At 32.2% G+C, this 26,041-nt stretch carries 26 protein-coding genes; 18 read left to right on the top strand and 8 right to left on the bottom strand.

Annotated features, from left to right (window positions below; genetic code table 11):
- The first annotated feature begins 82 nt into the window (after positions 1-82).
- From E4100_RS07635 to cuyB, 9 genes are all read left to right on the top strand, one after another.
- Positions 83-1,339 carry an HD-GYP domain-containing protein gene (locus E4100_RS07635; RefSeq protein WP_167792104.1) on the top strand — a complete coding sequence of 419 codons (1,257 nt, stop codon included), beginning with the start codon at positions 83-85 and terminating at the stop codon, positions 1,337-1,339.
- Position 1,340: 1 nt separating this feature from the next.
- Entirely contained in the window at positions 1,341-1,901 is a 561-nt protein-coding gene (locus tag E4100_RS07630; RefSeq protein ID WP_135271447.1) for a DUF5317 domain-containing protein, read from the top strand.
- A 37-nt stretch (positions 1,902-1,938) separates the two neighbouring features.
- Positions 1,939-3,117 carry a carboxylate--amine ligase gene (locus E4100_RS07625; RefSeq protein WP_135271446.1) on the top strand — a complete coding sequence of 393 codons (1,179 nt, stop codon included), beginning with the start codon at positions 1,939-1,941 and terminating at the stop codon, positions 3,115-3,117.
- Positions 3,118-3,125: 8 nt separating this feature from the next.
- On the top strand, positions 3,126-4,676 hold the full coding sequence (locus E4100_RS07620; protein ID WP_135271445.1) for a Mur ligase family protein: 1,551 nt from the start codon (positions 3,126-3,128) through the stop codon (positions 4,674-4,676).
- 81 nt (positions 4,677-4,757) lie between these two features.
- Positions 4,758-5,273 (top strand): adenine phosphoribosyltransferase, encoded by a 516-nt coding sequence (locus E4100_RS07615; protein WP_135271444.1) that lies wholly within the window; start codon positions 4,758-4,760, stop codon positions 5,271-5,273.
- 47 nt (positions 5,274-5,320) lie between these two features.
- Entirely contained in the window at positions 5,321-7,150 is a 1,830-nt protein-coding gene (gene glmS, locus E4100_RS07610; protein ID WP_135271443.1) for a glutamine--fructose-6-phosphate transaminase (isomerizing), read from the top strand.
- 188 nt (positions 7,151-7,338) lie between these two features.
- Complete coding sequence (locus E4100_RS07605; RefSeq protein ID WP_135271442.1) at positions 7,339-8,442, top strand: hypothetical protein; 1,104 nt, start codon at positions 7,339-7,341, stop codon at positions 8,440-8,442.
- A 79-nt stretch (positions 8,443-8,521) separates the two neighbouring features.
- The gene (locus E4100_RS07600; protein ID WP_209315314.1) at positions 8,522-9,607 is read left to right on the top strand and encodes an FAD:protein FMN transferase; all 1,086 of its coding nucleotides are present in this window, start codon (positions 8,522-8,524) and stop codon (positions 9,605-9,607) included.
- 16 nt (positions 9,608-9,623) lie between these two features.
- Positions 9,624-10,328 (top strand): cysteate racemase, encoded by a 705-nt coding sequence (gene cuyB, locus E4100_RS07595; RefSeq protein WP_135271440.1) that lies wholly within the window; start codon positions 9,624-9,626, stop codon positions 10,326-10,328.
- Positions 10,329-10,366: 38 nt separating this feature from the next.
- On the opposite strand, the gene E4100_RS07590 is transcribed toward cuyB, so the two are convergent.
- Positions 10,367-10,717, bottom strand: coding sequence for an FMN-binding protein (locus tag E4100_RS07590; RefSeq protein WP_135271439.1), 351 nt, complete (start codon positions 10,715-10,717; stop codon positions 10,367-10,369).
- 116 nt (positions 10,718-10,833) lie between these two features.
- On the opposite strand from E4100_RS07590, the gene E4100_RS07585 reads away from it, so the two are divergent.
- Positions 10,834-11,343: a phosphatidylglycerophosphatase A family protein gene (locus E4100_RS07585; RefSeq protein ID WP_245196377.1), complete on the top strand. Its 510-nt coding sequence runs from the start codon at positions 10,834-10,836 to the stop codon at positions 11,341-11,343.
- Positions 11,344-11,369: 26 nt separating this feature from the next.
- Here E4100_RS07585 and E4100_RS07580 read toward each other — a convergent pair whose 3' ends face one another.
- Complete coding sequence (locus tag E4100_RS07580) at positions 11,370-12,722, bottom strand: alanine/glycine:cation symporter family protein (protein WP_135271438.1); 1,353 nt, start codon at positions 12,720-12,722, stop codon at positions 11,370-11,372.
- A 220-nt stretch (positions 12,723-12,942) separates the two neighbouring features.
- Between E4100_RS07580 and E4100_RS07575 the strand changes: the two genes are divergently transcribed.
- Positions 12,943-13,539: a ribonuclease H1 domain-containing protein gene (locus E4100_RS07575; RefSeq protein ID WP_135271437.1), complete on the top strand. Its 597-nt coding sequence runs from the start codon at positions 12,943-12,945 to the stop codon at positions 13,537-13,539.
- Here E4100_RS07575 and E4100_RS07570 read toward each other — a convergent pair.
- The gene (locus tag E4100_RS07570) at positions 13,534-13,959 is read right to left on the bottom strand and encodes a deoxycytidylate deaminase (RefSeq protein ID WP_135271436.1); all 426 of its coding nucleotides are present in this window, start codon (positions 13,957-13,959) and stop codon (positions 13,534-13,536) included. The two genes, E4100_RS07575 and E4100_RS07570, sit on opposite strands and share 6 nt — an antisense overlap.
- 90 nt (positions 13,960-14,049) lie before the next feature.
- On the opposite strand from E4100_RS07570, the gene E4100_RS07565 reads away from it, so the two are divergent.
- Genes E4100_RS07565 through pgeF form a run of 3 tightly spaced genes read left to right on the top strand, consistent with a single transcriptional unit; the run spans position 14,050 to position 16,672 of the window.
- Positions 14,050-15,267 carry a patatin-like phospholipase family protein gene (locus E4100_RS07565; RefSeq protein WP_135271435.1) on the top strand — a complete coding sequence of 406 codons (1,218 nt, stop codon included), beginning with the start codon at positions 14,050-14,052 and terminating at the stop codon, positions 15,265-15,267.
- Positions 15,257-15,883: an NUDIX hydrolase gene (locus E4100_RS07560; protein ID WP_135271434.1), complete on the top strand. Its 627-nt coding sequence runs from the start codon at positions 15,257-15,259 to the stop codon at positions 15,881-15,883. The genes E4100_RS07565 and E4100_RS07560 overlap by 11 nt, the downstream gene beginning before the upstream one ends.
- A gap of 15 nt (positions 15,884-15,898) precedes the next feature.
- On the top strand, positions 15,899-16,672 hold the full coding sequence (pgeF, locus tag E4100_RS07555) for a peptidoglycan editing factor PgeF (protein WP_135271433.1): 774 nt from the start codon (positions 15,899-15,901) through the stop codon (positions 16,670-16,672).
- 32 nt (positions 16,673-16,704) lie between these two features.
- On the opposite strand, the gene E4100_RS07550 is transcribed toward pgeF, so the two are convergent.
- From E4100_RS07550 to E4100_RS07530, 5 genes are all read right to left on the bottom strand, one after another.
- Positions 16,705-17,733, bottom strand: a complete 1,029-nt coding sequence (locus tag E4100_RS07550) for an electron transfer flavoprotein subunit alpha/FixB family protein (RefSeq protein ID WP_135271432.1) — start codon at positions 17,731-17,733, stop codon at positions 16,705-16,707.
- A 12-nt stretch (positions 17,734-17,745) separates the two neighbouring features.
- Positions 17,746-18,534 carry an electron transfer flavoprotein subunit beta/FixA family protein gene (locus E4100_RS07545; RefSeq protein WP_135271431.1) on the bottom strand — a complete coding sequence of 263 codons (789 nt, stop codon included), beginning with the start codon at positions 18,532-18,534 and terminating at the stop codon, positions 17,746-17,748.
- A 12-nt stretch (positions 18,535-18,546) separates the two neighbouring features.
- On the bottom strand, positions 18,547-19,686 hold the full coding sequence (locus tag E4100_RS07540; RefSeq protein WP_135271483.1) for an acyl-CoA dehydrogenase: 1,140 nt from the start codon (positions 19,684-19,686) through the stop codon (positions 18,547-18,549).
- Positions 19,687-19,871: 185 nt separating this feature from the next.
- Positions 19,872-21,095 (bottom strand): tyrosine--tRNA ligase, encoded by a 1,224-nt coding sequence (gene tyrS / locus E4100_RS07535; RefSeq protein WP_135271430.1) that lies wholly within the window; start codon positions 21,093-21,095, stop codon positions 19,872-19,874.
- A 269-nt stretch (positions 21,096-21,364) separates the two neighbouring features.
- On the bottom strand, positions 21,365-21,736 hold the full coding sequence (locus tag E4100_RS07530) for a class II SORL domain-containing protein (RefSeq protein ID WP_135271429.1): 372 nt from the start codon (positions 21,734-21,736) through the stop codon (positions 21,365-21,367).
- A 117-nt stretch (positions 21,737-21,853) separates the two neighbouring features.
- On the opposite strand from E4100_RS07530, the gene E4100_RS07525 reads away from it, so the two are divergent.
- From E4100_RS07525 to E4100_RS07510, 4 genes are read left to right on the top strand one after another with little or no spacing between them, the layout of a single operon-like run.
- Complete coding sequence (locus E4100_RS07525; RefSeq protein ID WP_135271428.1) at positions 21,854-22,993, top strand: THUMP domain-containing class I SAM-dependent RNA methyltransferase; 1,140 nt, start codon at positions 21,854-21,856, stop codon at positions 22,991-22,993.
- Positions 22,994-22,997: 4 nt separating this feature from the next.
- Positions 22,998-23,528, top strand: coding sequence for a cob(I)yrinic acid a,c-diamide adenosyltransferase (locus E4100_RS07520; RefSeq protein WP_135271427.1), 531 nt, complete (start codon positions 22,998-23,000; stop codon positions 23,526-23,528).
- Between the two features lie 23 nt (positions 23,529-23,551).
- Positions 23,552-24,673 (top strand): SpoIIE family protein phosphatase, encoded by a 1,122-nt coding sequence (locus tag E4100_RS07515; RefSeq protein WP_245196376.1) that lies wholly within the window; start codon positions 23,552-23,554, stop codon positions 24,671-24,673.
- A gap of 11 nt (positions 24,674-24,684) precedes the next feature.
- Positions 24,685-25,986: a glucose-6-phosphate isomerase gene (locus tag E4100_RS07510; RefSeq protein ID WP_135271426.1), complete on the top strand. Its 1,302-nt coding sequence runs from the start codon at positions 24,685-24,687 to the stop codon at positions 25,984-25,986.
- The last annotated feature ends 55 nt before the right edge of the window (positions 25,987-26,041 follow it).

Here is a 26,041-nt window from a genome sequence, read left to right as displayed (position 1 = left end):
TTAGCACTTGCTCTAGCAGCAGGCGCGAATTTCACTTTAATCTAGTAAATTGATAGCCGGCATTTTATATATGGAGGATTTTATGAAGCTAAATCTTAAAACCAAAATTTATCTATCGGTATTAACTGTATTGGCTGCGAGTTTATATATTTATATTTTTACAAATTATAAAATGGATAATATTTTTTTATTTGTGTTTTGGACTTTATTGTCCATTGCAGTTGAATCTTTACTAATTCCCATGCCAAACAATGCTGTCGGGGTTTCTGTTGGATATGCGATTAATGTAGCTACTGTGATAATCGGAGGCCCATTATTAGCTGCTACTACTACGTCACTAGGAGTACTATTTAGATTTCCTAAAATCGAAGGCAGAGGATATGTACATTTGTTTAATCTGCCAGTGTATAAAACCTTGTTTAATGTAGTTCAAAGTGTGTTGGTTTCTGGTACTATGGGTTTGATATATATTGCTTTCAATGGTAAAATAGGAGATTTTTCACTTGCACCAACTATATTGATTATGATAGTAGGAGTGGCTTTTAACACTATTGTTTTATCAGGCTATCTAGCATTGTCTACGAATACATCATTTGTTAACACTTGGATTGGAAACATTAGAGGGTTGTTTCCAAATGCTTTAGCTGTAGGAACAATAGGGATAATAATAGCACTTGCTTTTTTAAGCTATGGATATGGAGCAGTAATTTTGTTCTTTGGACCGCTTATGCTCGCAAGGTACTCCTTTAAACTGTATATAGAGATGAGAAATTTATACATATCTACTATCGAAGCACTAAATAAAGCTGTAGAGGCAAAAGATTCTTATACCAGTGGCCATGCTAATAGGGTAGAAGAACTTGCAGTAAATTTAGCAAAAGAATATCATCTGTCTTTTGACAGCATTGAGAACATAAGAACTGCAGCTGTGCTTCACGATATTGGAAAGATTGGAATTAAAGATGAAATTTTGAATAAAGCTGGGAAATTGACACAAGAAGAATATGAAATCATTATGAAACACCCTACTATAGGAGCAGAGATTATTGGAAAAGTTCATTTTTTAAATGATGTCACAAAAATTGTCCGACATCACCATGAAAAATATGATGGCTCTGGATATCCAGACGGGTTAAAAGGCGAAGAAATACCTATTGAAGCGAGTATTTTGATGATAGCAGATTCCTATGATGCTATGACGACAGATAGGCCTTATAGAAAAGCATTGACAAAAGAAATGGCAATAGAAGAGCTAAAAAAATACAAGGGAACACAGTTTGATCCAAGATTAGTTGATGCTTTTATAAATATGATTAATAAAATGAATACTCAGGTGTAATATGTTCCTAGAACCTTCCTTTTTATCGATTGCAATAGCAAAAATTAGAGGCGGAAAATTCAATAATCTTATCAATGTAAATTTCAAAGGGTATTTTTTGTTCATAGCTGCTTTTCTCATACAAGGTTTCATGGGATTATTAAATAATGGTGATAGTTTAACAATTAAAAAATTTATAGTTAATTTCTCCTACTACCTTATTGCATTAAGCTATATTTTGATGATAGTTACTTCATTGATGAACATTAAAAAAATATATATGAAATTATTTTTAATAGGGATAGTTTTAAATTTTGTAGTAATAATGGCAAACGGTGGGAAAATGCCAGTTTATTTTCCACCTGATTTGAATATAAACGAAAATGTAATTGAAGAAAGAGAATATGATATAATACATATAAAAGCAGATGAAGATACAAAATTATTTTTACTAGCAGATATCATATATATCCCAAAGCCTTATCCATTGCCCAAAATATTGAGCATTGGGGATTTATTTATTATGGCTGGCGTTTTTATGTTTTTTCAAAGAGAGATGTTATCTGACCAATCCCAAACATAATTTGTTTGGGAAAGTGTTTTTAAGGAGTGAAATCTAAATGAATAAAGCAGTTATATTAGGGACAAATTATTATATAGGGCTTAGTATCATAAGGTGTCTAGGAAGAGAGAAAATACATACTATTGCAATAGATTATACTCAGAAGGATACTTATGGCTCAAAATCAAAGTATCTTAATGAGCATATAGAAGCACCGAATTTTAAAACTGAAAAAGAAGCTTATTTAGATAAGCTTATTGAAATCGCAAAGAATGAATCTGAAAAGCCAGTTTTATATCCATCTGCAGACCCATATGCTGAATTCATAGATGAAAACTTAGATATATTGAAAAAATATTACCTAATTCCTATGGTAAAAAAAGGTTTATGGACAGAGGTGATGAAGAAAGAAAGCCTGATTAAATTAGCACAACAAAACAATGTGCTAGTGCCTGAAACTGTGGATATAGATGATCCGAACTTTAAAGAAAAAGTTGTTGAAATGATAGGGTTTCCATGCATCGTAAAACCAACTGACTCACCAAAATTTGTGAATGAATTTAGAAAGAAGATATTTTACTGTACCAATATCAAAGAGCTTGAAGACTCTATTGAGAAAGCAAGAAATAAACAAATTGAAGTATTTGTACAAAGAATAATACCTGGATTTGACGATCACATGTACACTTTTGATTTTTACGTTGACAAGCAAGGAAAAGTAACACACTGGACTACATGCAGAAAGCTTAGACAATTTCCAATAAACTTTGGAGCGAGTGTATATACTGAACAAAAATATGTAAAAGAATTGGCAGATATCGGGATTCCATTTATTGAGAAAATAGGCTATAGAGGCTTTGGAGAAATTGAATTTAAAAAAGATGAAAAAACTGGTAAATTTTATTTAATTGAAATAAATACGAGAACTACAAATCTAAATAATCTATTGTATAAATCTGGGCTTAACTTCCCTTACATTCAATACAAGGATATGGTTAATGACAACCTTTCACCAAAAGTTATCGATTATGATACTGGATATGTATTCCGCTATTTTTTTGAAGATAAACTAGCTATAAGAGATTATATAAAAAATGGCCAACTGACTAGGTTAGATGTATTTAAATCTTTATTTAGAAAGAAAGCACCGGCTATTTGGAGTATATCTGATCCAATGCCAGCATTTAATTATTTGTATATATTATTTAATAAAGCAATTAAAAAAATTATCAAGTAGGTGTAGATATGTTAATTTCTGAATTGGTTCATCAAATAGAGCATTATGAGATTAGAAATTTTAAAGAGGATTTTGAAATAAAGAGCATTGCATATCATTCTAAAAAAGCAACTTTAAATTCAATATATGTTGCAATAAAAGGTTTTATAACCGATGGACATAAATATATAGAAGATGCCTTAAACAATGGTGCAAAAGCTGCAATCGTGGAAGAATTTGTTGATGTAAATATTATGCAAATAAAGGTTAAAGACTCGCGAAGAGCACTGTCTTTGATAAGCGACATATTTTATAACTCTCCAACAAAAAAGATGAAAGTAATTGGAATAACAGCAACAAATGGAAAAACAACAACTTCTTTTTTAGTAGAGACAATATTAAGAAATACGGATATCAAAACCGGGCTGATAGGAAGTGTAATGAATAAAATAGGGGATAAAATAGAAATAGCTGAATTGACAACCCCTGAAAGCCTTGATTTACAAGAAAAATTCTATAATATGCACAAAAATAATATTGATACATGTGTTATGGAAGTTTCATCTTCAGCTCTGGAACTTAATAGAGTTGCTGATGTTGATTATGACATAGTTTCTTTCGCAAATTTGGCTAGAGAACATATTGACCAACATGGTAGTTTCAAAAACTATTGGATGGCAAAATCAAGTTTAATTAAAAATGTAAAAGAAGAAGCAGTTGCAATATTAAATATCGATTATGATATGATTTCATCACTTAAATACAATACAAGAGCTGATGTAATAACTTTCTCTATAAATGGCAACAAAGCTGATGTTTCATGTAAAAATATAGAATTAGTAGGTGGCAGGGCAAAATTTAGAGTAATCATTGATGAAGACATTAAATTTAAAAATGTAAATATCGGAAAAGATGAATTTGATGTTGAACTAAATATTCCAGGATACCATTCAATCGAAAATGCTATGGCGAGTATATGTATTGCCCTCGCTTTTGGAGTAGAAAAAGAAATCATCATAAAGACACTTAAAGAATTTAAGGGTGTGGAAAGGAGATTTGAATTTATTTACGAAGGCGATTATATAATAATAGACGATCACTTTGCCAACCTAAAAAATATCAACTCCACACTTGAAAGCATTAGCTATATGGATAAAAATAAATTTCACATTGTTTACGCAATAAGGGGAAATAGAGGGCCAACAGTAAATAGAGAAAATGCAAAAGCTTTAATATCATGGAAAGATAAATTAGGCATAGAAAAGATCATTGCCACTAGAAGCGTTGGAAACGTGACAAAAAAAGATGAAGTAAAGCCAATTGAAGAAGAAGTTTTCAGAGAAGAAATTTTAAATGCGGGAATTCCATTAGAAATTCATGATACACTTTATGACGCTATTAAAAAAGCAATAGACGAAGTTCAAAAAGGTGATATAATTTTATTGGCAGGATGCCAAGGAATGGATATGGGAGCAAAAATCGCTTTAGATATAATATCTAAAAAAGAAATTGGAATAGATAAAGAGAAGCTGTTTGATCCCATTAAAAGAAGAATTACTGAGATAGATCGAATCATGTAAATTGTTTTTATTTTTTACTAAATGTGATAAACTAATATTTATGGAAAGCAAGGTTTCTATAAAAATCAAGGGGGAAGTAAGTTGGATCTAAAATCAAAGATCAGAGAAATTGAAGATTTTCCTGTTAAAGGTGTAAGCTTTAAAGACATCACTACATTAACAAGAGATAAAGAAGCATTCCACGAAACAATTAGCATGATGATTGAAGACTTAAAAGATAAAGAAATAGATTATGTTGTCGGACCAGAAGCGAGAGGCTTTTTATTTGGAGCTGCAGTAGCTTATGGTTTAGGTGTTGGTTTTATACCAGTAAGAAAGCCTGGTAAACTGCCGGGAGAGACAACTAAATATGATTATGATCTTGAATATGGATCAGCAGCACTAGAGATTCAGACAGAAGCTATTAAAAAAGGGGACAGAGTGGCTATTATAGATGACTTATTAGCAACTGCTGGTACAGTTCTCGCAGCAACAAAGTTAATTGAATCTTTTGGTGGTGAAGTAGTAGCACTTGAGTTTGTAATTGAACTAGTAGATTTGAAAGGGCGAGATAAGCTTAAAGGCTATCATGTAAATTCTTTAGTTAAATATGATTAACGTCTTTAGGGGCGTTAATTTTTTCTCTAAAAAAAGGAGGGGTATAAATGTGTGGTATAGTTGGATACGTTGGCAATAAAAATGCTCAGGAAGTCATAATTGATGGATTAGAGAAACTTGAATATAGAGGATATGATTCTTCAGGCGTTGGAATAATCGAAAATGGTAAATTAAGAGTAAGAAAAATGGCAGGGAGGCTTTCAAATTTAGAAAAAAGTTTAGAAGAAAACCCTATAAATGGCAATGTTGGTATAGGACATACAAGATGGGCTACTCATGGAATACCATCTGATATAAATTCTCATCCTCATACGAATAGTTCTGGTACAATAGCTGTTGTACATAATGGCATTATTGAGAATTATAGGGAGATAAAAGAAGATCTAGAAAAAAATGGGTATAAATTTATTTCAGATACAGACACAGAAGTAGTAGCACATTTAATAGATTTTTTTTATGATGGTGATTTATTAGAGGCTGTTTTTAAAGCTGAAGACAGATTAAAAGGGGCATATGCATTAGCCATTGTATCTGAAAACAATCCCGATGAAATTGTGGCTGTTAGAAATGAAAGCCCACTTATTCTAGGAGTAGGAGAAAATGAAACTATAGTTGCTTCAGACATACCAGCAGTTTTGAAATATACTAAGAAAGTTGTTTATTTAGATAACAAGGACATAATCAGGATAACAAAAGCTGGGTATGAAGTGTATGACAAAGACAGAAAAAAAGTAAATAGAAGATCAGAAGAAATCTCTTGGGATGTTGAATCAGCTTCAAAAGAAGGGTATGCACATTTTATGCTCAAAGAAATTTACCAACAACCTACTGCAATAAGAGATACTGTTGAAAGAAGAATAGATGAAAAAGGGAATATAGTATTAGAAAATATAAGTATTACAAAAGAAGTTTTAGAAAAAATCAATAAAATATATATCGTGGCATGTGGTACAGCATATCATGCGGGGCTTATTGGGAAATACTTATTCCAAACATTTCTAAAAGTAGATACAATAGCTGATATTGCTTCAGAATTTAGATACAGTGAACATAATATTGATGAAAACACTTTAGTTGTGATAGTAAGCCAATCAGGCGAAACTGCTGATACACTACAAGCGCTAAAAGATGCAAAAGAGAAAGGCGCAAGAATTTTATCTATAACAAATGTTGTTGGTAGTTCTATTGCAAGAGAATCAGATGATGTATTTTATACATGGGCAGGGCCAGAGATAGCAGTTGCCTCTACAAAAGCTTATACTACTCAGCTAGTAGCTTTCTACTTAATGGCATTGCACTTTGGAAGGCTTAAAAACACAATAGAATTAACCTGCTATGAAGAGATATTAAACGAATTAAGGACATTACCTGAAAAGCTACAAATTACTTTATCAGAATGCGATAAAAAAGCTAAAAACATAAGTGAGACAATAAAAGATAAACAATCAGTTTTTTATTTAGGGAGAGGACTTGACTATTACACAGCTTTGGAAGGGGCTTTAAAATTAAAAGAGATATCATATATTCACACTGAAGCATTTCCGGCAGGAGAATTAAAACATGGAAGCATAGCACTGATAGAAGAAGGAACGCCAGTTATTGCTTTTGCCACTCAATCGTTGATTTACGATAAAATAGTTTCTAACATAAAAGAAGTAAAAGCCAGAGGAGCTTATGTAGTGGGAGTGACCAGAAAAAAGAATGAAGACCTTAAAGAGATATGTGATGAAGTAGTATTACTAGAAGAAAGCTTTAACATCTTTATGCCTCTTATTTCAGTTGTTGTTGCTCAACTTATTTCATACTACACGGCACTGCTAAAGGGAAATGACGTAGATAAGCCAAGGAATTTAGCTAAATCAGTAACTGTTGAATAGGGTTAAAATAATTGTATTCACATTATAAAAATTTATATTGCATAAAGGCAGGCATCACATAAATAAAGAGTAAACATAATTGTATTATTAACATATTGATAAATAAATATTTATCAATATGTATTGATGTCATATTTCTTATGTGCTATAATAATAGAGAAATATAACATAAATATGGGGGGAAGAGTATGAAAAGAATATTATCAATTGTACTTATGATAGTTTTGTCTATCTCGCTTTTGGTTGCATGTACTAGTGAACCAGCTACTGAAACAGAAGAGCCAACTACACCAGACACTGGTGAAGGAACAGAAACAACAAGTGGTACTATCACAAAGTTAGGTTTAGGACATATAGTTTCTATAGCTAAATCAAAAGACAAAGGGACAGACGCTAATGGAAATCCAGTAAATCCTCTTGCACAAGCAGATGTAATGATTGCTGCTGTAGGATTTGACGCGGATGGTAAAGTAGTAAGTGTTTATATCGATAGTGCTCAAACAAAAGTAGCATTTGACGAAAACATGCAATTAACAAGTGATGTAAATGCAGAAGTACCAACAAAAAGAGACTTAGGTACTGACTATGGAATGGGCAAGGTTTCACCTATAGGAAAAGAATGGTTTGAACAAATGGATGCATTGCAAGAGTGGATGGTAGGAAAGACTGTTGAAGAAATTGTTTCAATGGAAACAACTAAAAGAGATGATGAGCATCCAACAGTACCAAATGTTCCTGAACTTACTTCATCAGTAACTATGGACGTAGGAGAATACTTGAAAATAGTTGAAGAAGCATGGAATAATGCTATTGATGTTACTGGAGCTGAAAAAGTTGGTTTAGGAGTTAAGACATCAATTGCAAAATCAGTTAGTGCTGGAACAGATGCAAATGGAAATCCTGTAAATGCACAAGCACAAGTAGATACAATTATAAGTGCTACCGCATTAGACGCAGATGGGAAAGTTGCTGGAACAATAATCGATACAGCTCAAGTAGTTATACCATTTGATGCAGATGGAAAAGTTGCTATTGATAAAACTGTTGAATTAAAGACAAAGAATGAATTAAAAGAAGATTATGGCATGGGAAAAGTATCACCAATTAAAAAGGAATGGTATGAGCAAGCACAAGCTTTAGCTGAATGGATGAAAGGTAAGACCTTAGATGAAATTAAAGCTATGAAATTAGAAGAAGGAAAACCTGCTGAAGAAGATTTAGTTTCAAGTGTAACAATACACGTAGATGATTATTTAGCAGTAGTTGAAGAAGCAATTAACAACGCAAAATAGTTTATAAAACTCCCTCTTTTGAGGGAGTTTTAATTTGTAAAAATTATTATTTTTTGGTATGATTATCCGGGGTGATAAAGTGAATAAGAAAATTTCATATATTTTAATTTTTGCTATTTTTGTCTCTGTTCTTAGTGGATGTACAAATAAAACTAGCTATACAAAATACACAGAGACATTTTTTGATACATTTGATACAGTTGTGCAAATTGTAGGTTACACTGAGAGTGAAGATGAATTTCGAAATTATACTAAGATAATGCACGATAGAATGCTAGAACTTCACAAACTTTACGACAGATACAATGATTATGAAGGTATAAATAACATTAAGACAATCAATGACAATGCTGGAATACAACCTGTAAAAGTAGATAAAGAGATAATTGACCTAATCAAATTTTCAAAAGAGATGTATTTCAAAAACAAGCAGAGAACGAATATAGCTTTTGGTAGTGTTTTAGATGTATGGGCTAAATACAGAGATGAAGCAGAATCAAATCCGGAGAACGCAAGAATTCCATCAATGGAAGAACTTCAAGCAGCAAATGAGCATACTGATATAAATAAAGTCATCATTGATGAAATAAATAGTACAATATATCTAGAAGATCCCAATATGAGACTGGATGTCGGTGCTGTAGCAAAAGGATATGCAACTGAGATAGTAGTAGAAGAAATCAAAAAAGAAGGATTCAACTCATTTATTATGAGTTCGGGAGGAAATGTTAAAGCAGTTGGGAAACCATTAGATGGGAGTAGAGATAAATGGGGCATAGGTATACAAGATCCTAATAAAGATATTTTTACAGACGACAATAAAATACTTGACACTGTATTTATAAATGATCTATCTGTTGTTAGCTCAGGGGATTACCAAAGGTACTACATTGTTGATGGAGAAAGGATGCATCATATTATAGATCCAGATACTTTAATGCCTGCCACGTACTATAGAGCTATAACTGTCATCACACCAAACTCTGGAGAAGCAGATTTCTATTCAACTGAAGCTTTTTTATTACCATTTGAAGAAAGCAAAAAAATGGTAGAATCAAAAGATGGTTTAGAAGCTATTTGGGTTTTTCCTGATGGTTCTGTTCAAATGACAGATGGGTATATGAAATTATCAAAGACATATGGCAATGCAACATCTAATAATTAGTTAAAGAAGGAGAATTATGAAAACAATAGGGATAATAGGAGGCATGGGGCCTTTAGCAACAGTTAAATTATTTGAAAAAATAGTATTAAATACTTCAGCATCATCTGATCAAGAGCACCCCCCGATACTCATTGACAATAATACTAGAATACCAGATAGGACCCAATTTGTGCTTGGGAAAGGGCTTGATCCAAGACCTGAATTGATAAAATCTGCTAAGAAACTTGAAAAAATGGGTGCTGATTTTCTAATAATGCCATGCAACAATGCACATTATTTTTATGAAGATATCGTAAAAGAGATAGATATTCCTTTGCTTAGTATGATAGAAGTTGCTGTTGAAACAGTTAAGACCCGATTTAAAGACGAAAAAATAGGGATATTAGGGACAGATGGTACTATTATGGGAAGAGTCTATCAAAAGGCATTAGAGAGAGAGAATTTAGATTACCTCATACCTTCAATTGAGGGGCAAAAAGAAGTGATGAAATTAATTTACAATATAAAGATGGGTATATATGATAATAATTTAGAAAAACTATATGAAGAATTTTTCGATATGAAAAATAATGGAGTTCAAGTTTTTATAATTGGATGTACAGAATTATCAGTTGCAGTTGATATGTATAATTTTAAAGAAAAGATTGAATACATTGATGCTTTAGAATTACTTGCTAAAAAAGCTATAGTTGAAGCTGGAGCAAATCTCTATATAAGATAACAGACTCAATACTTTGAGTCTGTTATCTTATTAATGTATTATTTTGCTTGCTCTAGAGCATTGTTAACTGCTTCAATTATACCATTGCTAGTTAATGTTGCACCAGAAACTATGTCAACATCAGTTGAATTATTCTCAACGATAGCAGCAGGTATTTGTTCAAGTGCTGGATCTGCAACTCCTTCTGTTTCTTGTTGCTCTGTAACAGTAACTGATGCTATTTTACCATCTTTTACTTCAACAGAAACTTTTAAAGGATGCATTCCTTCTCCTTGACCTTCATATGTTCCGTCTACATAGGCTGTTTCTTCACTTGTATCACTGCTACAGCCAACCAAGACAAGTGAAAGAACCAATACAGACATTAGGATTATCATGTACTTTTTCATCTTTGTCACTCCTTTCATCATTAGATAGATATATTATACATTTTTTTAAAATAAAATTCAAATTTGCAAGTATATATGATAAAAACAAGGGTAGAAATTAACAGGGAGGTGATTAAATGGTAAAAGAGAAAAGTATGTATAAACATAAGTATGATTCGAACGAATTAAAAAACATGACGGTAGAAGCATTGAAAAACAGAGGAGTCGAGTTAATAGATATTGCAAACATTGTTTATGAACTTCAAAAGGACTATCATGATAATCTAACTATCGAAATGTGCTTAGAGAGTTTAGAAGCAGTTCTTTCTAAAAGGGAAATAATACATGCTGTATTGACAGGTATTGCTTTAGATGAATTAGCTGAAAAAAGGTTGTTACCAGAGCCTATACAATCAATAATATTGTCTGATGAAGGATTATATGGTATAGATGAGATTTTACCACTATCAATTGTAAATGTATATGGAACCATTGGGCTTACAAACTTTGGATATCTTGATAAAGTGAAATTCGGTATCATTGGAGAGCTAGATAATGAAAAACGAGAGATATGTAATACATTTTTAGATGATATAGTAGCTGCACTAGCAGCAGCTGCTGCTAGTAGAGTGGCTCATTCAATGTAAAAATAAGAAGTAGCTTAAGCTACTTCTTATTTTTTAGTTAAACCTTCTTTTGCAAAGAATTCTTTTGTAAGTCTAATTACAGTTCCACTTAGCAATAAAACTCCAATTAAGTTAGGGATAGCCATAAGACCATTTAATGTATCAGCAAGAGCCCATAGTACTTCTAATCCACCTATAGCACCTACAACTATAAATGGTACATAGACGATTCTATAAGGCATTATTGCTTTTGGCCCAAATAGATATTCTATACATTTTTCGCCATAATAACTCCAACCAATGATAGTTGAGTATGCAAATAGAAGTATACCTATAGTAACAATATATCCACCACCTGGGATTGACTCATTAAATGCTTGTGTAGTTAACACAGCACCAGATGCACCACTATCCCAAAGCCCTGATACCATTATTGCCAAAGCTGTCATTGAACAAATAACAATGGTATCCATAAAAACTTCAAACACTCCCCACAAACCTTGTCTAACAGGGTGATCAGTAGTTGCAGCTGCGTGAGCTATAGGTGCAGATCCTAGACCTGCTTCATTTGAAAATACTCCTCTTGCAACTCCCATTGTCATAGCTGTTCTTACACTAGCACCGGCAAATCCACCAACTGCTGCTGTTGGAGTGAAAGCATATTTAAAAATCAATCCAAATGCTTCAGGTATATGAGTTATATTTCCAATGATAATTACTAGAGCACCTAATATATAAATTGCTGCCATAAATGGAACTAGTTTTTCTGTAACTGATCCAATTCTTTTAATTCCTCCAATTATTACTAAAGCAGTAATTATTGCAAGTACTATTCCGGTTGCTAAAGGAGGTATTTTAAATGATTCTTGTAGTGCAGCAGCTACTGAATTAGCTTGTACCATGTTTCCAATGCCAAATGCTGCGATTGAGCCGAAAATAGCAAAGATTACCGCAAGCCATTTCATATGGAGTCCGTTTGTAATATAATACATAGGGCCTCCGACAAATCTTCCGTCTTCTGTTTTTTCTCTGAAATTAACTGACAAAACTACTTCAGCGAATTTTGTTGTCATGCCGAAAATTGCTGATACCCACATCCAAAATACTGCACCAGGACCACCAGTTGCAATAGCGGTAGCAACTCCAGCGATGTTTCCAGTTCCTACAGTTGCCGCAAGAGCTGTTGCAACCGCTTGAAAAGCTGTTACTTCTCCTTCTCCTCTTTGTTCCTTTGAAAAGATTTTCAATAAGGTGTTCTTTAAAATATAGCCTAGCTTAGTAATAGAGAAAAATTTAGTTCTAAAAGTTAAATAAATTCCAGTTCCTACTAATAGTATGAGCATAGGTGGACCCCATACTACACCATTTACCATACTATTAATTTCATTAAAAAGTTCCATGGTATACCTCCCTAAATTATATTTTGATTCAAATGAAAACGTTTGAATCAATTAATTTTATTTTAGCAGAAATGAGAATTTATTACAATAGAATTAACAGAAAATTAATAATCATACCAAAATTGACACAAATATAACATATATATATTAAAAGTCTATCATACTTGATATTTTATGTGTTTAGATATAATATATATAAATAAAATAATTGAGGTGAGATATGTTTTATGCAGTTAAGAAAGGTAGAAATGTAGGTATTTATGATACATGGGAGGATTGCAAAAAAGAAGTAGAAGGTTATAGTGGAGCAATATATAAAAAGTTCAATACTTACGAAGAAGCAGAAGCTTTTATAAATAAAGCTTCTAATGATGGAAATAAGAATAGTATGGCTTTAAATGAAGATACTGCTATTGCTTATATTGATGGTAGCTTTGATTTAGAAACCAAGACTTTTGGATTTGGTGCAGTTGTATTTTTTAAAGGCGAAAAGTTAACATTTTCACAAAGATTTGACGATGAAAACCTAGCTTCTATGAGAAATGTAGCTGGCGAAATAAAAGGTGCAGAAGTTGTCATGACTTGGGCATTAAATAACAAAGTGAAGAAACTCATTCTTCACTATGATTACATGGGGATAGAGAATTGGGCTTTGGGCAAATGGAAAACCACTAAAGAGGGGACTAAAGCCTATAAAAAATTTTTTGATGAAATAAAAGACAAAATTGAAGTCCATTTTATTAAAGTAAAAGCACATTCAGGCGATGAATTTAATGAAGAGGCAGATAAACTAGCTAAGAATTCAAAGTTATTATAATTTTTCAATTTCGACATTATTATTCTTTAATAAATAAAGCGCATATTCATCGACATTATATTCATATTTATAGTAAATTTTTTTAATACCAGCTTGTATGAGTGCTTTAGTACAATTTAAACAAGGGAAATGAGTTACATAGACAATGCAGTTTTTTACAGGGATCCCTTCTTTAGCACAATACAAGAGTGCGTTCATTTCTGCGTGTATAGTTGCAATACAATGCCCATCTCTCATTGTATGGCCTACATCATCACAATGTGGATTTCCTGCAACTGATCCATTATATCCGGTAGATACAATTCTGTGATCGTCATTAACGATTACACAGCCTACGAAGGCTCTATCACAGGTTGACCTTGATGCGACCATTTCAGTAATCTCCATAAAATATTGATTCCAACTTTTTCTATTTGTCATTGTATAACCCCCTATTAAAATGTATTATAACATAAAAATATATTTTTATAATATGGGTATATATATTATCTACTAAGGGGGGGAAAATACATGTATGGAGTAGTATTAGAAGGTGGAGGAGCAAAGGGTGCTTATCATATTGGTGCTTATAAGGCTGTATTAGAGAATGGGTTTGATGTAGGAGCTATCGTTGGGACATCAGTTGGAGCTTTAAATGGGGCTATGATAGTTCAAGGGGATTTTGATAAAGCTTATGAACTTTGGGAGAATGTGAATTACACAGATATCATAAAAGCTAATGAAGAAGAAATTGACCGATTAAAGGATATTAGACTCACTAAAGAAGATTTAAGGATTTTATTAAATAAACTTAGAGATGTAATTAAAGATGGAGGGTTTGACATAACTCCATTAAAAAATTTATTAGATCAACACATCGATGAAGAAAAAATTAGAAATTCGAAAGTCAATTATGGTTTAGTAACTGTTAATATATCAGATTTAAAACCATTGAAGCTGTTTAAAGAGGACATACCATATGGAGAGATGAAGAATTATATATTGGCTTCTTGCTATTTACCTGTTTTTAAAAAAGAGAGAATTAGCGGGAAGTTTTTTCTAGATGGCGCATATTATAATAATCTTCCTTTCGATATGTTGGTTGAAAAAGGATATAGTGATATGATAATCATAAGGACGAATGCTCTTGGAATAGCAAGAAGAGTACCTATCGAAGAATATAATATAATTACTATAGCGCCATCAGAGAACATAGGAAATTCATTTACCTATGAAAAGAACATTGCCGTTCAAAACATCAAATTGGGCTATTTCGATGCTTTGAAAGAAATAAAGGGGTTAAAGGGAAATAAGTATTATTTTAATCCACTAGGAGAAGAATATTATTTTGATTTATTGAAAAATGTTAAGGAAACGACATTGAATTCACTAGCTAAGACTTTAAATATAACAGAAGAGACAAACAAAAGGTTGCTATTTGAAGTGATCATTCCTAAAGTATCAAAATTACTTGAATTAAAAGGAAATTATGATTACGAAGACTTTGTATTGAATTTAGTAGAAGTTTTATTAGCATACTATGAGATAGAAAAATTTAAAATATATGATTTTAAAGAGTGCCTTGAGATAATTAAAAAACAACCTAATTTAATTATTCCTAATCAAACCAATACATTAGATAAAATTTTGGAGAAAGCAAATATAACAAATGTTTTTAGAAGAGAAGATACTATGCTTAATGTAGCATATGATTTTATAAAGGACATAGAGGTGCAGTATGGAGATTGATGAATTGAAAAGAAGCTTGAAATATAGAATACCTCAACCCATAGATATAAAAAACAAATACTCTGTTTTGATACCTTTAATAAAAATAAATGAAAAGTGGCACATAATATATGAATTAAGAGCTTCTACATTAATAGCTCAGCCAGGAGAAATATCTTTTCCTGGTGGGAAAGTTGAAGAAAATGAAACTTATGAACAAGCTGCTATTAGAGAAACAGTGGAAGAATTAAATATAGAAGAAAAAAACATAAATGTCTTGGGAGAATTGGATTATTTAATATCATATGCCAATTTTACAATTCATTGTTTTTTAGGTGAACTTAAAGATATTAAATTAGAAGATATTAAGCCCAATGAAGCCGAGGTTGACCATGTTTTTGCTGTTCCCTTAGATTATTTTTTGATCCATGAACCGATGATTTTTGAGCTAGCATTAAAAACCGAAGGAAATGAGTCATTCCCATATGAGTTGATTCCAAAGGGGAAGGATTATAATTTCAGACAAGGTAAGCACATAGTCCTTTTTTACCAATATGGAGATTATATAATTTGGGGCTTCACCGCTCGAATGACAAAACAATTTATTGAAATAATCAGAGAAATAGGTGCAATATAGTTTAGGAGGAATAATTTGAATTACGAAATTATTGAACATAATAAACATAAGTTTATATATGTAGACGAATTGAAAAAGATGGGGCTGTACCATTGCTTCACAGCAAAAGATATGGATTTGGGGGTAAAGACAACTAAAAATCCAATGCTAGTAAATAAAAATCTAGAATTAATATATGATTTTTTAGGTAAGAAACCTACCGTACTCTTTAATGGCTTTCAAGTTCATGGTGATAATATAAAGATTATTAGAAGCATTGAAGATGGTTTTGAAAATGATACTGGAAGGTACTTTCCTGATACAGATGGACTTATGACAAGCAAAAGAGGAATAGGACTTATCACTAGATTTGCTGATTGCACCCCGATTGTAGTATATGATCCAATAAATAAAGTTCATGCTAATATTCATTCAGGGTGGAGAGGAACTTTAAAAACTATTGTAAACAAAGCAATTGATGTGATGGCAGAAAACTTTTCATCTAATGTTTCTGACATCATAGTAGTATTAGGCCCATCAATATCCAAAGAGGATTTTGAAGTTGAGGAAGATGTTTATTCAATGTTTAAGGAGAGATTTAGTAATATATCAGATTTTTCAGTTGCTAAAAATGAAACCAAATATTTAATCGATCTAAAAGGCATTATTAAGTACGTCTTATTAGAAAAGGGCATGAAACAGAAAAATATTGTTGACATAGACTTATCCACTTATTCAACATCCTTTTTGCATTCTTATCGAAGAGATAAAGAAGAGTATGGACTAATGGGTGCAATAACATTAATATAGCGAGTGCCTTGCACTCGCTATATTAAAATAATCTAATATGGTCTCTCTCTATATTTTTTTATTTCTTCAGTAATTAGTGGTACAATTTCCAAAGCATCGCCAACAAATCCTATGTTTGCTACACTAAATATTGGGGCATCAGGATCTTTATTAATTGCAATTATAAAATCTGATTTTTCCATACCAGCCAAATGTTGAACAGCTCCTGAAATTCCACAAGCAATATAAACCTTTGGCCTTACAGTCTTACCAGTTTGCCCAACCTGATGGTCTTTTGCTATATAGCCTTTGTCTACAGCCCCTCTAGAAGCTCCAACTTCTGCACCAATCATTTTAGCACATTCTTCGAGAATATGGAAATTATCACCAATTCCACGACCTCCTGAGATTATTATATCAGCTTTTGTGATATCGACAGCCATATGATCTCTTGGAAGTACTTCAACTAATTTTACTGGATCATTGATGTTTACTATAGAAACTTCTCTTTTATCTATCTCAAATTGTCTAGATGCGTCTTTTGGCAATTTCTCCATTACTCCAGGTCTTATTGTAGTCATTTGAGGTCTTTTGGTTTCATTTACAATCGTACCAAATAAGTTTCCACCAAATGCGGGCCTTGTGACATAAAGCAGTGAAGAATTTTCATTTTCTGGATCAAATTCAAGTTTGGTAGCATCTGCAGTCAAACCTGTATCGCATCTTGCTGCTATTCTAGGAGCTAAATCTCTTCCCATTACTGTTGCAGGTATAAGCACAATATCTGGCTTATCCTTTTTTATTACTTCATCCACAAAAAGAGTAGTGAAAATTTCTGTACTATAGTGATTTATATCTTTATTGTATAGCCAAATGATTTTATCAGCACCGTGATATCCAATTTCATTGATTAGATCTTCATCTAAATTGCCAATGGCAACGCCAATGACTTTGTAGCCAAGTTGAGGCCTGTTTTCTACTAGCCTACGAGCTTCCCCTAATAATTCCAATGAAGCATCATTTATTGCCCCATCTTTTTCTTCACAAAACACATATATATCCTTATATTCTTTTATATCCATATCTCAATCTCCTTATTTACCAATAAACTTAAAATCTATTAGTGTTTCTACTATTTTTCTTGCGGTTGTCTTTGGATCTAATTCCAATACATCGGAATTCTTATGAGCTTCTTTTGTAAAAGTCTTCTTTACTTTTGTTGGAGAACCCTTTAAGCCAATTATTGAAGGATCTATGTCTATATCGTTAAATGTGACGACTTTAATATCTTTCTCAAAAGCATGGCTTATTCCCTTAACACTCATATATCTTGGAGTAGCAATTGTGCTCAATGTAGTGATTAATGCAGGGAGTGGACATTCAAGCACTTCATAGCTATTTTCAAGCGCTTTCTTTACTTTGATTTTTTCGTCAGTTATTTCTAATATATCATCAACATAAGTTATTTGTGGTATCCCTAATTTTTCAGCTGTTTGTGGCCCAACTTGAGCAGTATCTCCATCTATTGCTTGTCTACCAGCTATTATTAGATCATAATCTAATGTTTTTATTACAGCGGCTAGAGTATTGGAAGTAGCCCACGTATCTGCACCTCCAAATTTTGGGTCACTCACTAAAATACATTCGTCAGCACCCATTGCATATAACTCTCTAAGCATGCTTTTTGCTTGGGGTGGTCCCATTGTTAAACAGGTAACCTTTGCATTCTTTTCGTCTTTTATTCTCAAAGCCATCTCAAATCCTGCTAAATCATCAGGATTTGTTATTGTTGGAACACCTGTTCTTATAAGTGTCCCAGTTTCTTTATCTATTTGCATTTCAGTTGTATCTGGAACTTGTTTTAATAACACTAGTATATTCATAATCGACTCCTATCATTTTAATAATTTATTTGATATTACTAATCTTTGAATTTCAGAGGTTCCTTCATATATTTCAGTTATTTTTGCATCTCTGAACATTCTTTCTACTGGATAGTCTCTTGTATATCCATAGCCACCGTGTAATTGAACAGCTTTTGTAGTAGTTTCCATAGCTACTTCAGCAGCAAATAATTTTGCCATTGCAGCCTCAGAAGTATAGCTTTGATTAGTGTCTTTCAAATATGCAGCTCTATAGACTAAAAGTCTTGCAGCATCTATTTTTGTTTGTAAATCTGCGATTACAAATTGAGTGTTTTGGAAAGCTGCAATAGGTCTACTAAATTGCTTTCTCTCTTTTACGTATTTTATTGTTTCGTTTAAAGCTCCTTGAGCAATGCCAATAGCTTGAGCAGCAATACCTATTCTTCCACCATCGAGAGTGGACATAGCTATCCCAAAACCTTTTCCTTCTTGGCCCAATAAATTTTCCTTAGGTACATATAGGTCTTTGAAAATCAATTCAGCAGTTGAGCTACCATGGATTCCGAGTTTCTTTTCAATTTTACCAATTGAGAAACCTTCCATATCTTTTTCAACTATAAATGCTGATATCCCTCTAGTTCCCTTTTGCTTGTCTGTCATTGCAAAGATAATATAGATATCGGCATAACCACCATTGGTTATAAAGATTTTTGAACCGTTTATTTTATAATAGTCGCCTTCTTTGATAGCAGTTGTTTGTTGCATTGCAGCATCAGAACCTGCGTTTGGCTCAGTAAGACCAAATGCACCAAGTTTTTCTCCTTTTGCCAAAGGCACTAAGTATTTCATCTTTTGCTCTTCAGTACCATAAGTGTAAATTGGATTGCAGCAAAGAGATGTGTGAGCTGAAAGGATTACTCCTGTTGTTGCACATACCTTTGAAAGTTCTTCAACTGCCAAAATATATGACAAATTATCTCCATCTGAACCGCCATATTTGCTTTCAAATGGTATTCCCATCATACCTATTTCTGCCATTTTTTTTACGTTCTCTATTGGAAATCTCTCTTCTTCATCAATTTCTGCTGCTAGAGGTTTTACTTCCTTTTCTGCAAATTCACGAAACAGTTTCCTCATAAGAGCCTGTTTTTCGCTTAAATCAAAATTCATCCCGTTATTCAAAAAATTCACCCCTCATTAAATGTTAAAAAAATAACCTACTTCGTTAAAAAAACTAAAATATTTATCCCCAACTATTATTATAAACCTTAGATTTTTTAAATCAAGGATAAAAATCTTAAATTGACACTTATTTATCAAATACTAATAAAAAATATAATGTGGAAATATCCACATTATATTCGAATCTGATGGTATTGTTTTTTTCCTTTTTTAATCATTAGTTTGTCATCGGCAAAATCTGACAATGTTACTAATTTATCGATTGATTCCACTTTAATACCATTTAGACTTATTCCGCCTTGTTCTATCAATCTTCTTCCTTCACTTTTTGTTTTAATCAATTTAATATCATACAATAAATCAACAATATTCATTCCATTGTCAAATATTGATTTATCCATCGTAGTGTGAGGGATAGTATCTTCATCTTCTCCATTTGCAAATAAAGCTCTAGCAGCTTTCAAGGCAGCATCTGCATCTTCCTTGCCGTGAACCATTTTAGTCACTTCATAAGCCAAAACTTCCTTCGCTTTGTTTAAACTTTCGCCACCTTCTTTTGTCAAATCCTCTATCTCATCTTTAGGCAAGAAGGTCAATAAATACAAGAACTTTTTAACATCTCTGTCATCTGTATTCCTTAAGTATTGATAAAAGTCAAAAGGAGAAGTTTTCTCTTTGTCAAGCCAAATAGTACCTTTTTCAGTCTTGCCCATTTTATTACCTGAAGCTGTGGTTAATAGTTGAAATGTCATTCCATAAACTGTGTCATTTTCAAGTTTTCTTACTAATTCATAGCCGCCTATTATGTTTGACCATTGATCACTACCGCCTAGTTGAAGTTTACAATTGTGATGCCTGTAAAGGTGAAGAAAATCATAACTTTGCATTAACATATAGCCAAATTCAAAAAATGTAAGACCTTTTTCAAGCCTGTTTTTATAGCAGTCAAAGGTTAACATTCTATTTACTGAAAAATGAACACCAATTTCTCTCATGAAATCCACAAACTTCAGTTCTAATAACCAATCTGCATTATTAACCATTATGGCTTTTCCAGATGAAAAGTCCAGAAATCTCGATAGTTGCTCTTTAAACTTATTTGCGTTGTAATCTATTATATCTCTAGTTAATACCCTTCTCATGTCAGATTTACCAGACGGATCACCTATCATTGTAGTTCCCCCGCCTATAAGTGCTATTGGTTTATGTCCAGCTCTCTGCATATGAGTCATAACCATGATTTGTAAAAAATGACCCAATGTTAGACTGTCAGCAGTTGCATCAAACCCTATATAGAAAGTCACAGATTCTTTGCCAAGCAATTCTTTCAGTTCTTCTTCGTGTGTTACTTGGTCAATATATCCTCTTTCGCTTAGAATATCAAAAACATTTTCCAAATAAATCCCTCCTTATAAAAATAAAAAGGCCTTCTCATCTAAAGGACGAGAAGACCCGTGGTACCACCTTAATTTGCTTAAAGCCTCTTACACGTATGGTGTGATTTCCCTTAAAACTCCAGATTGTAATTCGAATGCTTGATAGCTACTAGTTTTCACCACACACTAGCTCTCTAAAAGCTTATCAGAGCCTCTACTAAAGTCCTTCATTGTCTAATTTTCAATTAACACCATACTAATATATAAATAGTTCGTTGTCAAGTCTAATATCACTCAACTTTTATATCTATTGCATTTTCCCATAAGCCATGTATATTGCAATAGCTTGTAGCGTATAATGTACCTGGTTGTGTGGTACTAAATACGGATATAACACATGGTTCAGTGAACAGTTCAGATTCTCCATGCGCATTAAAGTCATAAGTGCCTAGCTCAATAGGGAATTTAGCTCCCTCTGGTCTAAAATACAGTTTAATCCATGATATGTGATGTTCTAATGTGTTAGGATGAGGTATTTCTTCACCAATAAGTACTTTAACCTCTATTTTTTCTCCTTTTTTGACAACTTCTGGTGCATGTATTACAGGTACGTGTTTTTCCCCTTTAAAATCACCTGTTTGATAAAAAGCTCCTATACTCATAATATCCCTCCTATTAAAATTATTCTTCTGTTTATATACCCAAAAAAATTTATTTTAACAAATATAAATGGAATAAAATAGTTTTTTAAGTATAATATATATATGAGGTGGGATTAATTGAAAAAATTCGATATAATAGCTTCAACCACTTTTGGATTAGAAGCTTTAACAAAGAGAGAATTACTCGATCTAGGGTATGATGAATTTTTAGTTGAAAATGGCAGGATAACGATTAAAGGTGAAATGGTTGACGTAGTAAAGTTAAATTTATGGTTGAGAACTGCAGAGAGAATATCTATAAAAGTAGGAGAATTTAAAGCTTTGACTTTTACTGAATTATTTGACAAAACGAAAGAGCTTCCATGGGAAGAATGGATAGATATAGATGGCAATTTTATGATTTCTGGGAAGAGTTTAAATTCAAAACTATTTAGTGTTTCTGACTGCCAGAGTATAGTCGAGAAAGCAATAGTTGAAAGACTAAAAGAAAATTATGATGTGGAGTGGTTTTCTAAATCTAAAGCAAGATTTAAAGTGGAAGTGTCAATTAATAAAGATATTGCAACACTTACTTTAAATACTTCTGGAGATGGACTTCATAAAAGAGGGTATAGAAATAGAGCAAATTTAGCCCCTATAAAAGAAACACTTGCTGCAAGTTTAGTTATGCTAAGCTATTGGAACAATGAAAGGCTCTTATACGATCCGTTTTGTGGCTCTGGGACAATACTTATTGAGGCTTTATTAATTGGTAAAAATATTGCACCGGGCTTAGATAGGAAATTTGACTTTGAAGAATGGGAAGTTTTCCCTAAAGAAATTGTGAAAGCAGAAAGAATTAAAGCAAGAAATTTAATAAATCATGATTCCAAACTAAGAATAATGGGAAGTGACATTGATAAGAAATCAATACTAATTGCAAGAGATAATCTGGCAAATTTAGGACTTGAAGAAGAGATAACTTTTTTTGTAAAAGACATGAGAGATGTCGACATAAAAAATGAGTATGGAGTTTTAATAACAAATCCTCCGTATGGAGTGAGAATGGGAAATGATGATGAAGTTAGACAATTATATGTAGACTTTGGGAATAAATTTAGAGAACTAGATAAATGGTCAATATACGTAATCACAAATGACGAGGACTTTGAACGCTATTTTGGAAAAAGAGCAGATCGCAAGAGGAAGTTATACAATGGAAGGATAAAGGTTGATTATTATCAATTCTTTGGGCCTAAACCAATAAAGGAAAGGTGATAATATGGGAATTTACACTAAAACAGGAGATAAAGGCACAACTTCGTTATTTGACAGCACAAGAGTTTATAAAGACGACATTAGAGTTGAAAGTTATGGTACTGTTGATGAGCTTGGCAGTTTTATTGGGTTAGCTAAGAACTATATTGAGGATGAAAATATAAAGGATATTTTATTTAAGATTCAAAACAAGCTTTTTGTTGTGGCTTCTAATCTAGCGACAATAGATCAAGAAAAAATTAAATACAGAATTAAAGATGATGATATAACTTTTCTTGAAAAAGTAATTGATGAATACATGCAAAGGATAAACAATCCAACAGGGTTTATCATTCCAGGGTCAAATAAACAATCTGCTCATCTGCATGTAGCTAGGACTATTTGCAGAAGAGCTGAAAGAAGAATTATATCACTATCAAAACAGGATTATGTTGATGAGAAACTAATAAAATATGTTAATAGATTATCAGATTGCATTTATGCTTTAGCTAGGTATTTAGAAGATGAGCAACAAAAAGTGGATTATGAGGGATAGTTTCTAGACCGTGGGGTGATTTTGTGATAGATAACGATAATAAAATAGGTGATAAACTAACAATGTTTCAACATGGTATACTCAATTATCAAGTTTTAGATGGCATGGCTGATTGGGTAAGAGTTGTATCGAAAGACGGAATAGTGATTTATGCAAATAGAGCTATGAAAAGAGATCTCGGAGAGAGTATAGTTGGTTCTAATTGTTATAAAATATTAAATAAAGATGAACGATGTATAAATTGCATCACTTTAAAAAGCATATTTTCTGGGGAAACTTTCCAAAAAGAGGAGATAGTAAATGGAAGATACTATTCCGTAAAAAGTTCACCAGTTCGAAACACAGATGGAGATATTGTAGCTGCAGTTGAAGTGTTTAGAGATGTTACACGCGAAAGAAAGCTAGAATTAGAATTGTTAGAACGAAATAAGCTCATAAGTGAAGATTTAAAATTTGCAAAGAAAGTTCAAGAAAAGATACTTCCTAGGCAAGGGATGTTCGAAAACTTGAATATCGAATATATATATAAAGCATCAGAGATGTTAAGCGGAGATATGTTTGATGTGTTCCACATAGATGACGAGAATATAGGGATATATATTAGTGATGTAGCAGGACATGGGATAGCTGCTTCTATGCTCACTATGTTTATAAAACAGATGATGAGAGATATAAAAGATGAGATAAAGAGTCCTTCATTAGCACTATTAGAGCTTCATAAAAGATTTTTAGCATTCGGGTTAGAACCGGATAAATACTTTACTATTTTTTATGGCATCTACAACAGAACAAAAAACACTTTTTCATATTCAAATGCAGGGCATAATTGCTATCCCATAAAATTTAATGACAAAGATGTCAATCCATTAAAAATAAAAGGGTATCCAATTACTATTTTATTTGATGAGATGAATTATGAAGAAAAAATAGAGCAATTAAATTATGGGGACAAAATACTTTTATATACCGATGGAATAACTGAAGCTATGGATTATAATGGAAATCAATTTGGAATAGAGGGTGTTCTTGAAACAGTTAAAAATCACCCTAATAATTTATTACAACAAATAGAGGAGAAATTTATTGTTCACAGTTGGGGAGAACAAAAAGATGACTATGCTTTAGTATTGGTAGAAGTCAAATAAAGGAGGAAAATATGGGAATTAGATTTAATCATTCAAATTCATTTATAACAGAACATGAATATAAATATATGGAAAATCAGATAAGAATAGCTCATAAAATGCTTCACGATAGAACTGCTCAAGGGAGTGAGTTTACAGGTTGGCTTGATCTATCTTTACATTTTGACCACGATGAATATCATAGATTATTAATGAAAGCTGAAGAAATTAGAAACAATGCTGACTATTTAATAGTTATAGGCATAGGTGGATCATATCTTGGAGCTCGTGCAGTTATAGAAGCTTTAAATCACAGTTTTTACAATCTAATTGAAGATGATAAGAGAAGTGCTCCAAAGATATTATTTGCAGGTAACAACCTATCTGGAAAATATTTATCTGACTTATTTGAAATCATCAAAGACAAAGAAGTTTATGTAAATGTAATTTCTAAGTCAGGGACTACAACCGAACCAGCAATTGCATTTAGATTTTTTAAAAAATTCATGGAAGATAAGTATGGTAAAGAAGGAGCAAAAAAACGAATTATAGCTACTACTGATAAAAGTCGGGGTTCATTAAAAGAACTGGCGAACATAAACGGCTATGAAACTTTTGTCATTCCTGATGATATTGGTGGAAGATACTCAGTACTGACCCCAGTAGGATTGTTGCCAATAGCTGTTTCGAATATAAACACTGACGAAATATTAAAAGGGGCTTTTCAAGCAGAAGAGATTTACACAAATGAAAATTTATTTGATAATGAATGCTATATGTATGCTGCTTCAAGACAAATATTAAATAGAAAAGGTAAAGATATAGAAATATTGACTAATTATGAACCATCTTTGTCATTTGTATCAGAATGGTGGAAGCAACTTTATGGAGAATCAGAAGGCAAAGATAAAAAGGGAATTTATCCTGCTAGTGTAAATTTTACAACTGACTTACATTCTATGGGTCAATGGATTCAGGATGGAAAGAGAAATATTTTTGAAACTAATTTAATAATTAAAGAGTTAAACAAAGATTTGACTATAGGGTATGAAGATATGGACCTAGACAAATTGAATTATCTTTCAGGAAAAACTGTCAGTTACGTTAATGAAAAAGCATTCGAAGGAACACTAGAAGCTCATGTAAAAGGAGATGTACCAAATCTAGTGATTGAATTAGACAGACTTGATGAGTACAATATGGGTAGTTTAATTTACTTCTTTGAAAAAGCTTGTGCAATTTCAGGCTATATTCAAGGAATAAATCCTTTTGATCAACCAGGAGTTGAGATGTATAAGAAGAATATGTTTAAATTATTAGGGAAACCAGAATAATTTATTAAAATAAGTTGAAAATTAACAAACTTTGTTATATTATAAACAAAGAGGA

It is taken from the genome of Soehngenia longivitae (assembly GCF_004684055.1).
In the GTDB taxonomy this organism is placed as follows: domain Bacteria; phylum Bacillota; class Clostridia; order Tissierellales; family Tissierellaceae; genus Soehngenia; species Soehngenia longivitae.
This window is presented reverse-complemented; position numbering and strand designations above follow the sequence as displayed.